The sequence below is a fragment of the Hymenobacter yonginensis genome (assembly GCF_027625995.1).
Lineage (GTDB): Bacteria > Bacteroidota > Bacteroidia > Cytophagales > Hymenobacteraceae > Hymenobacter > Hymenobacter yonginensis.
In genome coordinates this window covers 1297799-1312398 of the sequence record NZ_CP115396.1, presented here as the reverse complement: position 1 = coordinate 1312398, position 14600 = coordinate 1297799, and the positions used below count along the sequence as shown (strand labels likewise).

The 14600-nt window shown below is 63.2% G+C and carries 7 protein-coding genes; 5 read left to right on the top strand and 2 right to left on the bottom strand.

Going from position 1 to position 14600, the window contains the following annotated elements:
- Window positions 1-54: 54 nt before the first annotated feature.
- Window positions 55-4476, bottom strand: coding sequence for a methyl-accepting chemotaxis protein (locus O9Z63_RS05610; RefSeq protein ID WP_270128342.1), 4422 nt, complete (start codon window positions 4474-4476; stop codon window positions 55-57).
- Window positions 4477-4824: 348 nt separating this feature from the next.
- Here O9Z63_RS05610 and topA point away from each other — a divergent pair, with 348 nt between their 5' ends.
- From topA to O9Z63_RS05585, 5 genes are all read left to right on the top strand, one after another.
- Complete coding sequence (gene topA, locus O9Z63_RS05605; protein ID WP_044017930.1) at window positions 4825-7311, top strand: type I DNA topoisomerase; 2487 nt, start codon at window positions 4825-4827, stop codon at window positions 7309-7311.
- Window positions 7312-7445: 134 nt separating this feature from the next.
- Window positions 7446-8345, top strand: coding sequence for a DUF4846 domain-containing protein (locus O9Z63_RS05600; protein WP_270128341.1), 900 nt, complete (start codon window positions 7446-7448; stop codon window positions 8343-8345).
- A 217-nt stretch (window positions 8346-8562) separates the two neighbouring features.
- The gene (locus O9Z63_RS05595; RefSeq protein ID WP_270128340.1) at window positions 8563-9255 is read left to right on the top strand and encodes an SIR2 family NAD-dependent protein deacylase; all 693 of its coding nucleotides are present in this window, start codon (window positions 8563-8565) and stop codon (window positions 9253-9255) included.
- A gap of 121 nt (window positions 9256-9376) precedes the next feature.
- The gene (locus tag O9Z63_RS05590) at window positions 9377-9928 is read left to right on the top strand and encodes a metal-dependent hydrolase (RefSeq protein WP_270128339.1); all 552 of its coding nucleotides are present in this window, start codon (window positions 9377-9379) and stop codon (window positions 9926-9928) included.
- An 82-nt stretch (window positions 9929-10010) separates the two neighbouring features.
- Window positions 10011-13739: a BamA/TamA family outer membrane protein gene (locus O9Z63_RS05585; protein ID WP_270128338.1), complete on the top strand. Its 3729-nt coding sequence runs from the start codon at window positions 10011-10013 to the stop codon at window positions 13737-13739.
- Here O9Z63_RS05585 and O9Z63_RS05580 read toward each other — a convergent pair.
- On the bottom strand, window positions 13645-14508 hold the full coding sequence (locus O9Z63_RS05580; RefSeq protein WP_270128337.1) for a hypothetical protein: 864 nt from the start codon (window positions 14506-14508) through the stop codon (window positions 13645-13647). The genes O9Z63_RS05585 and O9Z63_RS05580 overlap by 95 nt on opposite strands.
- Window positions 14509-14600: the final 92 nt, after the last annotated feature.

Sequence of the window (14600 nt, the reverse complement as noted above, 5' to 3'; positions counted from 1 at the left end):
GGACTGACTTTCAACAGGAAAATCAGCCCCTCCGGGAGTTAACAGTTCAAGTGGCTATTTGGCTTCTTTGCGGCTGCGGGCACGGGCGGGCTTGGCGGCCGGAGCCTCGGCGCCGGCCTTGCCATTCGGGGCGGGCTCGGCGGGCGTGGCGTCGGCTTTGCGGCGGCTGGCTTTGCGGCTGCGCTGGGCCTCGGTCTGCTCGGCATTGGTTTGCGAGCGGACCGGAGCCGGAGCTGCTGCTGTGGCACGGGCGTCGCCGCGGCGCGTGGTCGTGAGCGGGCGGTTGGCTACCACCTGGGCGTGGGCCGCATCGGTGGCGGCGTCAGCACGGCGGGCCGTGGCCCGGTCGCGCTCCGGCGTGGCCGAGGCCGGCTGGTGCGCCACGCGGCGGGCACGGTGCCGGATGGGCTCCGGCTCGGGCTCCGGCTCGATTTCTTCCAGCAGCTGGAAGTTGGAGAGGCCCAGCTGCAGGTCGTCGGCAATGTCGGTGAGGCGCTGGCTGGAAACGGTCAGCTCGTGCATGCTCGAGGAGAGCTGCTTGGCCGTGCCGGCTACCTGCTGCGTGCCCGAGGCCGTCTGCTCGGCAATGGCTACCACTTCTTCCACGTACTTCACCACGTCGCCGATAGACGTTTTCTGAATTTCGGTGGCCGTGAGGATGTCGCGGGAGGTGCGCAAGGTTTCGCCGGAGCTGGTAGCAATGTTCTTAAAGGCCGAGCTGGCCTCGAAGGTGGCATTCTTGCCTTTCAGTACCCGGCCTTCCATGGTGCTGATAGCCGTGGCGGCCGAGGTGGTATCCTTGCGCACATCGTCTACGAGCGTGCCGATTTCCGAGGCCGAGCGGCGGGAGCCTTCGGCCAGCTTGCGGATTTCTTCGGCTACTACCGCAAAGCCGCGGCCCGCTTCCCCGGCTCGGGCCGCCTCGATGGCGGCGTTCAGAGCCAGCAGGTTGGTTTGCGAGGCAATGTCGGTGATAACGCCCAGCGACTTGCTGATATCCTGCGAGCGGGCCGAAAGCACTTCGATGGTTTTGGCCGTCTGGGCCGCTGCCGCCGAAATTTCTTCCATGTTCTTCACCACTTCGGCCACCGTTTTGAGGCCGAGCTGGGAAGTCTGCTCACCCAGAATAGCCGCCTTAATACCCACATCGGCTTTGCCGGCAGTTTCCTTGGTGGCCTGCATGATTTCCTCGATCAGCTTGAAGGCTTGGTCGGTCTTGAGGGCCTGGTTCTGGGCGCCTTCGGCCATCTGCTGCATGGCCAAAGCCACGTCGACGGTCACCCGGCTCATCTCCTGCCCTTTCGCTGCCATTTCCTCCGACGACGTTCCTACCACCTGCGACGACTCGTTGATTTCGGCCAGCAGGTCGTTGAGGTTATCCACGGCCAGGTTCAGGGCGTCGGCCATCGACTTGATGTCGCCGGCGGTCTGGATTTCCACTTGCTGGGTCAGGTCGCCTTCGCTGATGGCCCGTACCACGCGGCTCACTTCCAGTACCGGCGAGGCAATGGATTCGAGCAGGTCGTTGAGCGTGTCCACGATTTCCTTCCACGAGCCACTCACGCCGCCTACTGTGGCGCGTTCGGTGAGCTTGCCTTCCACCCCGGCCACTTTCGCCACGCGGCTTACTTCCAGCGCCAGGCGGTTCAGGTCGTCCACCATGCGGTTGATGGTGTCGGCCAGCTCGGCCACTTCGCCTTTGGCTTCCAGCGTCAGCTTCTGAGTCAGGTCGCCCTGCGATACGCCGGTCACTACCTTACCGATACCCCGCACCTGCGTGGTAAGGTTGGTAGCCATGGTGTTTACGTTGTCGGTAAGGTCTTTCCACACGCCGCTCACGTTCGGCACGTCGGCCTGGCCGCCCAGTTTGCCCTCGGTGCCCACTTCCTGCGCCACGCGGGTTACTTCGCCGGCGAAGATGTTGAGTGAGTCCACCATCCGGTTGATGTTGTCCTTGAGGTCGAGCAGCTCGCCTTTCACATCTACCGATACCTTCTGACTGAGGTCGCCGCGGGCTACGGCGGTGGTTACGTTGGCAATGTCGCGCACCTGGCTGGTGAGCGAGGCGGCCATGAAGTTTACGTTGTCGGTGAGGTCTTTCCAGGTACCGCGCACGTTTGGTACGTCGGCTTGGCCGCCGAGCTTGCCCTCGGTGCCTACTTCGCGGGCTACGCGGGTTACTTCGTCGCCGAAGGTGTTGAGCGAGTCCACCATCTGGTTGAGGTTTTCCTTCAGCTGCAACAGCTCGCCGCGCACGTTTACCGTCACTTTCTGGCTCAGGTCTCCTTTGGCTACGGCCGTGGCCACGTTGGCAATGTCCCGCACCTGACTCGTCAGGTTGGAGGCCATCGTGTTTACGTTGTCAGTCAGGTCTTTCCAGGTGCCGCTCACGTTCGGCACGGAGGCCTGGCCGCCCAGGATACCCTCGGTGCCTACTTCGCGGGCCACGCGGGTTACTTCGCCGGCGAAGATGTTGAGCGAGTCCACCATCTGATTGAGAATGTTTTTCAGGTCGAGAATCTCGCCTTTCACATCCACCGTCATCTTCTGGGTCAGGTCGCCTTTGGCTACGGCGCTGGCTACGTTGGCAATGTCCCGCACCTGACTCGTCAGGTTGGAGGCCATGTAGTTCACGTTATCGGTGAGGTCTTTCCAGGTACCCGACACGCGCGGCACGCTGGCTTGGCCGCCGAGCTTGCCCTCGGTGCCTACTTCGCGGGCCACGCGGGTTACTTCGTCGCCGAAGATGTTGAGTGAGTCCACCATCTGGTTGAGGATGTTCTTCAGCTCCAGGATTTCTCCTTTCACATCTACCGTCATTTTCTGGCTCAGGTCGCCGCGGGCTACGGCCGTGGCCACGTTGGCAATGTCCCGCACCTGAGAGGTCAGGTTGGAGGCCATGTAGTTCACGTTGTCGGTGAGGTCCTTCCACACACCGGCCACGTTCGGTACCGACGCCTGGCCGCCGAGCTTTCCTTCAGTGCCTACTTCCAGCGCCACGCGGGTTACTTCGCCGGCAAACAGGTTGAGCGAGTCCACCATCTGGTTCAGGTTCTGCTTCAATTGCAGCAGCTCCCCTTTCACGTCCACGGTAATTTTCTGCGACAGGTCACCTTTGGCTACGGCCGTAGCTACGTTGGCAATGTCTCGTACCTGCAGCGTCAGGTTCGAGGCCATGTTGTTTACGTTGTCGGTCAGCTCCTTCCAGACGCCGGCCACGTTCGGCACGTCGGCCTGACCGCCAAGCTTACCTTCGGTGCCCACTTCCAGCGCCACGCGGGTTACTTCGCCGGCAAACAGGTTGAGCGAGTCCACCATTTGGTTCAAGTTCTGCTTCAACTGCAGCAGCTCGCCCTTCACGTCCACGGTGATTTTCTGCGACAAGTCGCCTTTGGCTACGGCCGTGGCCACGTTGGCAATGTCCCGTACCTGAAGCGTCAGGTTGGAAGCCATGTTGTTTACATTGTCGGTCAGGTCTTTCCACACACCGCTCACGTTGGGCACCAGCGCCTGGCCGCCGAGCTTGCCCTCGGTGCCCACTTCCTGCGCCACGCGGGTTACTTCGCCGGCGAACAGGTTGAGCGAGTCCACCATCTGGTTCAGGTTCTGCTTCAACTGCAGCAGCTCGCCCTTCACGTCCACGGTGATTTTCTGGGTCAGGTCGCCCTTTGCTACGGCGGTGGCTACGTTGGCAATGTCCCGCACCTGACTCGTCAGGTTGGAGGCCATGTAGTTTACGTTGTCGGTCAGGTCTTTCCAGATGCCGCCCACGTTGGGTACCGACGCCTGGCCGCCGAGCTTGCCTTCCGTGCCCACTTCCTGCGCCACGCGGGTTACTTCGCCGGCAAACAGGTTGAGGTTGTCGATGGTCTTATTGATGGTTTCGGCCATCACCTTGAAGTCGCCGGAAACCGGAATCTGGAAGGTTTCGTCGAGGTTGCCCTTGCTGATGTTCTTGAGCACCTTGCCCACCTCCAGCACCGGCACCGCAATGCTGTCGACGAGGCCGTTGATATTGTTGATCATGTCGCGCCAGAAACCGGCGGCATTCTCGGCCGACGCGCGGGCTTTCAGGTTGCCTTCCACCCCAGCCACCTTCGAGATGCGAGACACCTCGCCCCCTACCCCGCCAATCATCTCCACCATGGAGTTGTAGGCCTCGGCTATTTCGGCGAAAATGTCGTCGTTCTGCTTGGTCAGGCGCACCGAAACGTCGCCTTTCTTGAAGGCGTCGAGGGCGTAGAGCACCCGGTTGAGCTGCTCGTTGACGTAATCGGTGTTTTCCAGGGTCGCCGTTCCGCGCAGGTTGGACCCTTTGGCACTTCCGCTGCGGCGCGCGGCGTCGCCGACGGCGGGCGCCTTGCCGTTGGCGGGCTTGGCAGGCACCACGGTGGTAACGGCCGGAGCCGGAGTGCTGTCGGCCGGGGCGGAGGCGGCAGAACGGCGGGCGGGAGAAGTAGTCTTACCTGATGCCATATAGCAAGGAGTATCGGAGGCTGCGGAAGGCGGTGAAGCAGGGCGCAATGCACACCTTGCTGCTTTTGCCTATGCCGGCAAAGGTAGCGAATACGCCTGTTTCGCCCAGAAGGATTCTGCACCTATTCCTGCTGTTTCAGAACTTACTTCTGGTGAACCAGTTGAGCTATCCTGACTGTTGCCTACATACGACTTCGGGCCCGCCCGGCTGGGCCTCATTCTGCGGGGCAGCAACGGCGGGCCGGATTATTCCAGCATCTTTGCGGCAAAATTCAACTTCTTGCCCGCTGCCCCGTTTTCTATAGGAAAGCGCGCTAGCTTGCCTCCTTCCGTCTCCACCTTCCCCCCATGGTTAAAAATCTAGTCATCGTCGAATCCCCCGCGAAAGCCAAAACCATTGAAGGCTATCTGGGCAAGGATTTCGTCGTCAAATCGTCTTTCGGGCACGTCCGTGACCTGCCGAAGGATAACAATGCCATTGACGTAGCCAACAACTTCAAGCCCACCTACGTGGTGTCGGCCGACAAGCGGGAGATTATCAGCCAGCTCAAGAAGCTGGCCAAGGAGGCCGAAACCGTCTGGCTGGCGAGTGACGATGACCGGGAGGGCGAGGCTATTTCATGGCACCTGGCCGAAACCCTGAACCTGACCGGCAGCTCCAAGACGCGCCGCATCGTGTTCCGTGAAATCACCAAGAACGCCATCCTGCACGCCATCGACAACCCCCGGGAAATCGACCTGAACCTGGTGAATGCCCAGCAGGCCCGCCGCGTCCTCGACCGGCTGGTGGGCTTCGAGCTGAGCCCGGTGCTCTGGAAGAAAGTGAAAACGGGCCTTTCGGCCGGCCGCGTGCAGAGCGTGGCCGTGCGGCTGGTGGTGGAGCGCGAGCGGGAAATCAACCAGTTCAAAGTGTCGTCGGCGTACCGGATTACAGCGCGCCTGGACGCCGGCAAAGGTGCTGTGCTGGAAGCCGACCTGCCCACGCGCTACAAAACCCGCGAAGAGGCCGAAGCTTTCCTGGCCCGCTGCGCCGGCGCCGAGTACCGCATCGAGAACCTAGAGAAAAAGCCCGGCAAGCGCAGCCCCGCGCCGCCCTTCACCACGTCTACGCTGCAGCAGGAAGCTTCGCGCAAGCTCGGCTTCTCGGTGGCCCAGACGATGAGCGTGGCTCAGAAGCTCTACGAAGCCGGTAAAATCTCCTACATGCGTACCGACTCGGTGAACCTCTCGCAGGACGCCCTGACGGCCGCGCAGGTGGAAATCAGCCGCGCATACGGGGCCGAATATGCCCAGACCCGTCTGTACAAAACAAAGTCGGCCTCGGCGCAGGAAGCTCACGAAGCCATCCGCCCCACCGACTTCGCGCTGATGAAAGCCGGCTCCGACTCGCAGGAGCAGCGCCTTTACGACCTGATCCGGAAGCGGGCCATGGCCTCGCAGATGGCCGACGCTCAGATTGAGCGGACGGTGGCCACCATCGGCATCAGCACCCAGCCCGGCGTTACGCTCACGGCTACGGGGGAGGTCATCACCTTCGAGGGTTTCCTGAAAGCCTACAGCGAAAGCAAGGACGAGGAAGAGCAGGACGAAGCCACCACGGAATCGTCGTTTTCGCGCGGCCTGCCGCCCCTGACCGTGGGCCAGCTGATGCCGCTGCTGCAGCTGCGCGGCGTGGAGCGCTACGCCGCCCCGGCTGCCCGCTACACGGAAGCCTCGCTGGTGAAAAAGCTGGAGGAAATGGGCATCGGCCGACCTTCCACCTACGCGCCTACCATCAGCACCATTCAGAAGCGCGGCTACGTGGAAAAAGACACCCGCGAAGGCAAGGAGCGCAAGTTCCACGTGCTGACGCTGGAAGGCAGCGAGGTGAAAACCGAAGTCAAAACCGAAACCTACGGGGCTGACAAGGCCAAGATGTTCCCCACCGACACCGCCATGGTGGTGAACGACTTCCTGGTGGAGCACTTCCCGGTAATTGTGGACTTCCAGTTCACGGCCAAAGTGGAAGGCGAGTTTGACCGCATTGCCGACGGCGAAGAGCAGTGGACCGACATGCTGGCCGGCTTCTACGGCACGTTCCACGAGACGGTGGAGCGCGGCAAGGACATCGAGCGCAACACGCTGGGCAGCAACCGCGAAATCGGGCTGCACCCCGAAACCGGCCAGAAGCTGACGGCCCGCCTCGGCCGCTTTGGTCCCTACGTGCAGATCGAGCCCAAAGAAGGCGCGCCCGAGGACGAAAAGGCGGTATACGCCAGCCTGCGCAAAGGGCAGTTCATTGAGAATATCACGCTGGAAGAGGCGCTGGAGCTGTTCAAGCTGCCCCGCGTGGTTGGCGAGTTTGAGGAGAAATCCATGACGGCCGCCCTGGGCCGTTTCGGCCCCTACATCCGCCACGACAGCAAGTTCTACTCGCTCACCAAGGAGCAGGACCCGCACACCATCACGGCGCCCGAGGCCATTGAGCTGATTGAGAACAAGCGTAAGACCGACGCCGAGCGCCTCATCAAGACCTTCGAGGGCCGCGACGACGTGCAGGTGCTGAACGGTCGTTTCGGGCCGTACATCGTGGTGGGCAAGAAAAACGTGAAGATTCCGAAAGGCGAAGAGCCGGCCGACCTTACGCTGGAGCGCTGCCTGGAGTTGGGCGAGCTGACGCCCGACAAGCCCGCCAAGGGTGGCCGCTTCGCCAAGAAGGCCCCCGCCGCCGACAAGGCCGACGCCGCCGACAAGCCCGCGAAAAAACCCGCCGCCAAGAAGCCGGCAGCCAAAAAGCCCGCCGCGAAAAAGGCTGCTGGTACTACCGCCAAAAAACCGGCTGCCAAAGCCAAGTAGCCCAATCAGCTGCTGTTTATTAAAATCCCCGGCCCTTCCTGGCCGGGGATTTTTTTTTGTATTGTTGGGCTTGAAATACCGCTCGGCTTATATCGTTATGCGGCTATTCTATCTGGTGTTATTTGTTGCCTGACATGCTGCCTCTCCCCTTTTCAGTTCTGCTGCTCAGCTATGCCGCTTCCATAGGCGCGGCTCTCTATCCTGACAACCCACCCACTCCCCCACCGACTTCTACCGTTGCCGCGCCGTCGGCGGCCAGCCCCTATGCGTGGCTGCCGGCCGGCGCCTATGATGCCCGCCGGAGCGTGGCCAGCCGGTTTGCGCCGCCGCGTGGCTGCGTGCGGGTGGCGGTGGCGCCGGGCTCGTTCGGGCAGTGGCTGCGTGGCCTGCCGCTTCTGCCCGCCGGCACGCCCGTGAAGCTCTACAACGGCCAGCTGAAAGACCCGCAGGACGTGCACGCCGCCGTGGTCAACATTGACGTGGGCACGCAGGATTTGCAGCAGTGCGCCGATGCCCTTATCCGGCTGCGGGGCGAGTACCTCTTTGCGCAGAACCCGGCCCAGGTGCACTTCCACCTCACCAGTGGCCACGATATCCGGTTTGCCGATTGGTACGGCGGCAAGGGCTTCCGGGTAAGCGGAAACGACGTGCTGCCGGCCTCCCGGCCCGTGGAAGCGCCCACCCACGCCACCTTCCGCCGCTACCTCGACCAGATTTTCACCTACGCCGGCACCCTCTCGCTGGACCGGGAGCTGAAGCCCGTGCCGCTGGCCGCGGTGCAGCCCGGCGACGTGCTCATCCGGGGCGGCTCGCCGGGCCACGCCGTGCTGGTGCTGGACGTGGCCGAGCAGGCCGGTAGCAGCCGCCGCTACGTGCTGCTGGCCCAGAGCTACATGCCGGCCCAGCAGATTCACGTGCTGCGCAACGCCTGGGGCGACCCGGCGCTGGGCGCCTGGTTTGCCGTCGACCCCAGCCAGGCCCGGTTCAGCACCCCGGAATGGACGTTTCGGCGCGAGGAGCTGAAGCGGTTCTAAAGTGAGTTTGAAGCGGCAAGTTTGGGGCTGTAAGCTTTGAGCCGCAAGCTAGCCGTGAGCTGCAAGCTGTATCGATATGGTTATATCCTGTGTGCTATGAGCTGTAGCTTGCCTCTTGCAGCTTGAGGCTTATAGCTTGCAGCTCAGAACCCTTCCAGCTTCAAAGCCTTGCAGCTTCTGTCACGGCACAGGCTGAAGCCTGTGCTACATTTATACTATGAAAAAGAAGAAGATTGTTGCCCTGACCGGCGCGGGCATTAGCGCGGAAAGCGGCCTGGCTACCTTCCGCGGCTCCGATGGGCTGTGGGAAGGCCACCGCATTGAGGACGTGGCCACGCCGGAAGGCTGGGCCGCCAACCCGGAGCTGGTGCTGGAGTTCTATAACCAGCGCCGGGCCGCCGCCCGGGCCGCCCAGCCCAATGCGGGCCACCTGGCGCTGGCTGCGCTGGAGCGGGAGTTTGAGGTGGTGGTCGTCACCCAGAACGTCGACGACCTGCACGAGCGGGCCGGCTCCAGCCACATTATCCATCTGCACGGCAAGCTGCTGGAGGCGCGTAGCTCTCGCTTCGAGCACTTGGTGTACCCGATGGATACTGACCGGATTGAGCTGGGCGAGCGGTGCGCCAAGGGCCACCAGTTGCGGCCCAACATTGTGTGGTTTGGCGAGGCCGTGCCGCTGATGGAGCAGGCCATGGAGGAAACCGCCACGGCCGATATTTTCCTGGTAGTAGGTACTTCACTGCAGGTATATCCGGCGGCCGGACTGGTCGGTTACGCCCCGGCCAACTGCCCGGTGTACTTCATCGACCCCAGCCGCCCCCCGGTTTCGGCGCGGCGCAACCTGCATTTCATCATGGAGCCGGCCAGCACCGGCGTACCCCGGCTGGCCGCCGAGCTGCTGGGCAAGTAGTAGCGCGAACTTTGCAGTTCGCGCCCCCGCGCCGTTCAGACAATTCCGTTTCAGCGGCGTGGGGACGCGAACTACAAAGTTCGCGCTACTGCGCCCGTTTACACTTCTCTCACTCTCACCAATGGCTTCCATTTTCGGGCATTGCGCGTTGGGCGCCACGCTGGGCAAGCTGCTGCTGCCGGAGCGGCGGCATTGGCGCTACTGGCTGCTGGCCGCCGCCTGCGCTTTCCTGCCCGATGCCGACGTTATCGGCTTCAAGTTTCATGTTCCCTACGCCAGCCTTTGGGGGCACCGCGGGCTTACGCACTCCATCTTGGCCGCGGCCGTGGTAGCCTCAGCGCTGACTGGGCTGGCGTGGGCCCGACGCGCGCCCGGCACGCCGCCGGCCGGGCGGCTGTGGCTGTTGCTGTTTCTGGCCACGGCTTCGCATGGCGTCCTCGATGCCCTGACCACTGGCGGCGAGGGCGTGGCGTTTTTCAGCCCGTTCGAGCAGCAGCGCTACTTTTTCCCATGGCGGCCTTTGCAGGTTTCACCCATCGGGGTGAAGAAGTTTGTGGGCGAGTGGGCGGCGCGGGTGCTGAAAAGTGAGCTGCTGTGGGTGGGCCTGCCCTGCCTGCTAGCACTGGCCGTTGGCCGGGCAATAGCCCCGCTGCGAAGAGCCTCTGCCACCTAAGCATATCGGAAAGCCAGTAAATTAAATTTCGGTTAAATCGACTTCCCGGTTTTTCCGTATGGGGGTATCTAGCTCCTTTTCTATGCACTCACTCTACCGTCGTCTGCTGCTGGCCTCCCTGGGTCTGGCTATGGCGCAGCCCCTGCTGGGCCAGACTGCCTCCTCCCCTGCCCACACAGTCTACCTGCTCGGCAACACCGCCACTGCCGACCTTCCTACGGCCCGTCTGCAGGCCCTGCGCCGCACGCTGGAGCAGCAACGCGGCGCCTTCACCGTAGTCCACCTCGGCGATATTGTGGGTCACGATGGCCTCGGCACCAAAACTGACTCCAGCCGGGCCGGCGAAACCGCCCGCGCTGATGCCCTGATTGCGCTGGTGCAGGGTTTGCCCAACGGCAAAATCTACTTCGTGCCCGGCGACCGGGACTGGGCCAACTCCGGCCCCGACGGCCTGAAGCGGGTGCGCCGCCTCGAAGACTACATTGAGAAGCGCCTGCCCGGCCAGAACGCCTTTGCGCCAACCGGCGGCTGCCCCGGCCCCGAGGTCATCGACGTGGCGCCCAATGTGCGCATGGTGGCCATCAACTCGCCCTGGTTTACGCATCCATTCGACCGGCCCGAAGCCCCCGATACCGACTGCAAAACCCTCACCCAGCAGGAATTTCGGGAGCAGCTGCAGGATCTGCTGGACGATACCAAAGGCAAAAACGTGCTGCTGGTGGGCCACCAGCCCGTCATCAGCAACGGCGTGTACGGCGGCAAGCAGCCGCTGAGCCGCCACCTGCTGCCGCCCGTGCTGGGCTCGGTGTACGCGGCCTACCGCCAGAACGTGGGTACCCCGCGCGACCTGGCCAATCCGCAGTACCAGGGCTTCCGCAAGGAGCTGCTGGGCACGCTCAAGGACCACCCCGGCGCCGTGTACGCGGCCTCCCACGACTACAGCCTGCAGCTCACCCGCTTCGAAGACAACTACCACCTGATTTCAGGCTCCTTCGCCGAGAAAGAGCACGTCGGGGCCGACGGCAACGCGCAGTTCAACCGCTCCGAGGAGGGCTTTTCCAAGCTGGAGTATTTCGCCGACGGCACCGTGAAGGCCTATTTCTACGCTTTCGGCTCGGCGGATGCGGCGGTCAGTGAAACCTACAATGCCGTGCTGTTTCAGTCGGCGTGCCAGGAGCCGCGCCTGCCCAACGTACCCGTAAACAGCTTCATTCCGCAGTGCCCGTCGGCGCCGAAGGGTGTGGCCGATGTGAAGCCGGACGCGCCGTTTCAGGCCACCCAGACGCTGGCGGCCGGCAAGCAGTACGCTGGCTCGGGCGCGTCGAAGTTTTTCCTGGGCGAAGGCTACCGCACGTCCTGGACCCAGCCGGTGCAGGTCCGCACCCTCGATCTGGCTTCCGAGAAAGGCGGGCTGCGCGTGTTCGGGCGCGGCGGCGGCCGCCAGACTACCTCGCTCAAGCTGATTGCGGCCGACTCGTCGGAATACGTGTTCCGGTCCGTGGATAAAGATGTCACCAAGATTCTGCCGCCGGAGCTGCGCAACTCGGTGGCGGCCGACGTGCTGCGGGGCATCACGCCCACGGCCCACCCCTACTCGGCGCTGGTCATCACCTCGCTGCTCGATAAAACCGACATTCTGCACGCCCGGCCGCGGCTGTTCGTGCTGCCCGACAACAACCAGTTGGGGCCCTACCGCCAGGAGTACGCCGGCCTGCTGGGCACCCTGGAAGACCGCCCCGGCGACCCCAAGCCCAACCTGCCCGGCTTCGGTGGCGCCGACGACGTGCGCCGCTCGTTCAGCTTTTTCCGCCAGCTCTACAAAGACCACGACAACCGCATCGACGCCCAGGCTTTTGCCCAGGCCCGTGCCTTCGATATGCTGGTGGCCGACTTCGGCAAGCACGAAGACAACTGGAAGTGGGCCGGCTTCAAACAAGGCAAAACCACCGTCTACAAGCCCATTCCGCGCGACCGGGACCAGTCGTTTACGCTCTGGAACGGCCTGCTGACCTACCTGGCCAACCGCGAATGGGCCGTGGGCAGCATCGAGGATTTCCAGGGCGAATTCCACGACCTCAGGAGCCTGAACTGGCCGGCGCGGGACCTCGACCGGTTCCTGCTGCAGAGCCTCACGCGCCAGCAGTGGCAGCAGGTAGGCCAGTATATGCAGGCCCGCATCACGCCGGCAGCTATTGACGAAGCCACGGCCCAGCTGCCGAAGAAGCTGATGCCGCTTTCCGGCAACGACCTGAACCGCAAGCTCAAGCAGCGCATCCAGGAGCTGCCCCAGGTGCTCGACGACTACTACCTGATGCTGGCCAAGCGCGTGGACGTGGTAGGCTCTAACAAGGCCGAAGTATTCCAGGTGGAGCGCCAGACCGACGGCAACATGCGCGTGCGCATGTTCGACAAAGGCAAGGACGGCGACGCGCCCGACGGTGAGCCGCTGTTCGACCGCACTTTTTCGCCCAAGGAAACCCAGGAAGTAAGCCTCTACGGCCTCGATGGCAAGGACGTGTTTACGGTGACGGGCACGGCCAAAAACAGCGTGCTGCTGCGCATCATCGGCGGCGACGGCAAAGACCGGATTGCCGACGACTCGCGCGTGAGTGGCCTGCGCGCCCTCACCAAAGTCTACGACGTGCCCGACACCGACCTCAAGCTGGGCCCCGAGTCCGACAACCGCACTTCCACCGCGCCCGACGTGAATCTGTACGAGCGGGAGTCGTTCCAGTACAACGGCTACAAGCCCAGCGCCACGCTCATCTACAACAGCTCCGACGGGTTTGGGGCCGGCGTGGGCATCGACTTCCTGCGGCAGGGCTTCCGCAAGCCGGGCTACAAGAACCTTTACAGCTTCGACATCCAGGGCACCGCCAACGGCAATTTCCAGGCGAGCCTGGCTTCGCGCCACCGCCACGCCATCGGCCTCTGGGATATTGGCGTGCGCACCGAGTACGGCAACTTCTTCCAGTTCTATAACTTCTTCGGCCTCGGCAACAACACCACCAAAGACGATGGCCTTTACGACAACAACTTCTACAAGGCGCGCTACAAAGGCTACACGGCCGGCCTCTTCACGGAGCGGGTTTTCTTCCAGCGCAGCCTCGTCCGGCTGGGTGGCGGCTACGAGCAGTACAGCACCAACTTTGCCGGCACCAGCTACCTGGGCCGCCTGGAGCAGGACCCCACCGCCGGGGATATCCGCCCCAACACCGGCTTCCAGCGGCTGGCCGCGCTGAACGCGCTGTTTGATCTGGATTTGCGCGACCGGCCGCGCTTCGCACGCCGCGGCGTGCGCCTGCGCGCCCAGCACGACACCTACTTCCAGCTCAACCGCGACAAAAGCAACTTTGGCCTCTCGCAGGGCTTTGCCGAGTACTATGGCACCACGCGCCTGCTCATTCCCGTAACGCTGGTACTGAAAGGCGGCGGCGCCAAAACCTACGGCCCCGACGACGAAATTCCGTTCTACAAGTTCGCCAACCTGGGCCAGCGCGAAAACCTGCGCGGCTACGTACGCAACCGCTTCACCGGCGACGCCAGCCTCTACCTCAACACCGAGCTTCGGCTGGCTCTGGGCCAGGTCAAAAATAACTTCCTGCCTTTCTCCTACGGCGCGTTCGGGTTCTTCGACCGGGGCCGGGTGTACTACAAAGGCAGCTCGCCCGGAGGCTGGCACGACGGCTACGGCGCCGGCTTCTACCTGGCCCCCGTCACCGACCAGCTAACCCTGTCGGTTTCCTACCAGATTTCGCCCGAAGAAAGCGGCCTAATCCAGTTCGGCCTCGGCTTCCGGATCGACCAATAAACCACGGCTCCAAATGCCACTCGTCTGCCCTGCTACTTGGCTGTAGCGGGGCAGTTTTGTGTGGCGAGGCCAGCAGCTGCCGTAATGCCGCCACGTGCGAAAACAGCACCAGCGGCACAATGAAGGTGGGTAGCCACACAAACGGCCAGTGAAGCACCGCCACATTGGGCTGCGAAAATCCCAGCTGCTGCCAGGGCGTGGGCATGCTCCCGGCCGCCAACACCACCACATTCAGCAGCAACACTAGGCTGCCCGCGTGCCAGAGCAGCAGCAGCCGCGGCCCCATCAGCCGGCCCCGAAACCAGTAGGCGGCAAGCGGCGCCGTGAGGCCGGCGGCCAGGTCGAGGTTGCGGTCAGCAAACGTTATCAGGTCGGGCACCAGATGGTGCAGCGCCAGCCCATACAGGCACAGTTCCACCGGAATCCGCACCACGCTCAGGCGTGTAAGGCCCACTAGGTCGAAGCGGGCGAGCAGGCTTCGGCCGGATCGGGTGAGCAGCAGCCCGGCCATGGCCACCAATGGCGGCCCCACGCCCAGCACCAGCAGGCGCGGCGGCACCGCGTACAGATTCCGGTAAAACCCCATGTACACCAAGATTCCCTGCAGCAGCAGCCACCACGCCAGCAGCAGCGCCGGCGGCAGCAGCCAGATATCGGCGCGGTAGCACAGGTGCAGCAGTAGCGCCACGGCCATCAGCACAGTGCCCAGGAACACCGCCACCAGCCATAACGGCGCCGGGGCGTCCAGATAAGTCAGGTCGGAGAGCATGGCGAAGGGCGTTGGTTTACTATAAGTTACTATATAGTAAGCAAATACTATGAACAGCGGCCTAAGCCGTCCTTCATAAAAGGGCCTGTTTT

Bases quoted from the DNA above. Each gene is read 5' to 3' on its own strand.
- O9Z63_RS05600 (WP_270128341.1), top strand. From the start codon at position 7,446: ATGCTGCCTCTCCCCTTTTCAGTTCTGCTGCTCAGCTATGCCGCTTCC.
- O9Z63_RS05610 (WP_270128342.1), bottom strand. From the start codon at position 4,476: ATGGCATCAGGTAAGACTACTTCTCCCGCCCGCCGTTCTGCCGCCTCC.
- O9Z63_RS05585 (WP_270128338.1), top strand. From the start codon at position 10,011: ATGCACTCACTCTACCGTCGTCTGCTGCTGGCCTCCCTGGGTCTGGCT.
- O9Z63_RS05590 (WP_270128339.1), top strand. From the start codon at position 9,377: ATGGCTTCCATTTTCGGGCATTGCGCGTTGGGCGCCACGCTGGGCAAG.
- O9Z63_RS05580 (WP_270128337.1), bottom strand. From the start codon at position 14,508: ATGCTCTCCGACCTGACTTATCTGGACGCCCCGGCGCCGTTATGGCTG.
- topA (WP_044017930.1), top strand. From the start codon at position 4,825: ATGGTTAAAAATCTAGTCATCGTCGAATCCCCCGCGAAAGCCAAAACC.
- O9Z63_RS05595 (WP_270128340.1), top strand. From the start codon at position 8,563: ATGAAAAAGAAGAAGATTGTTGCCCTGACCGGCGCGGGCATTAGCGCG.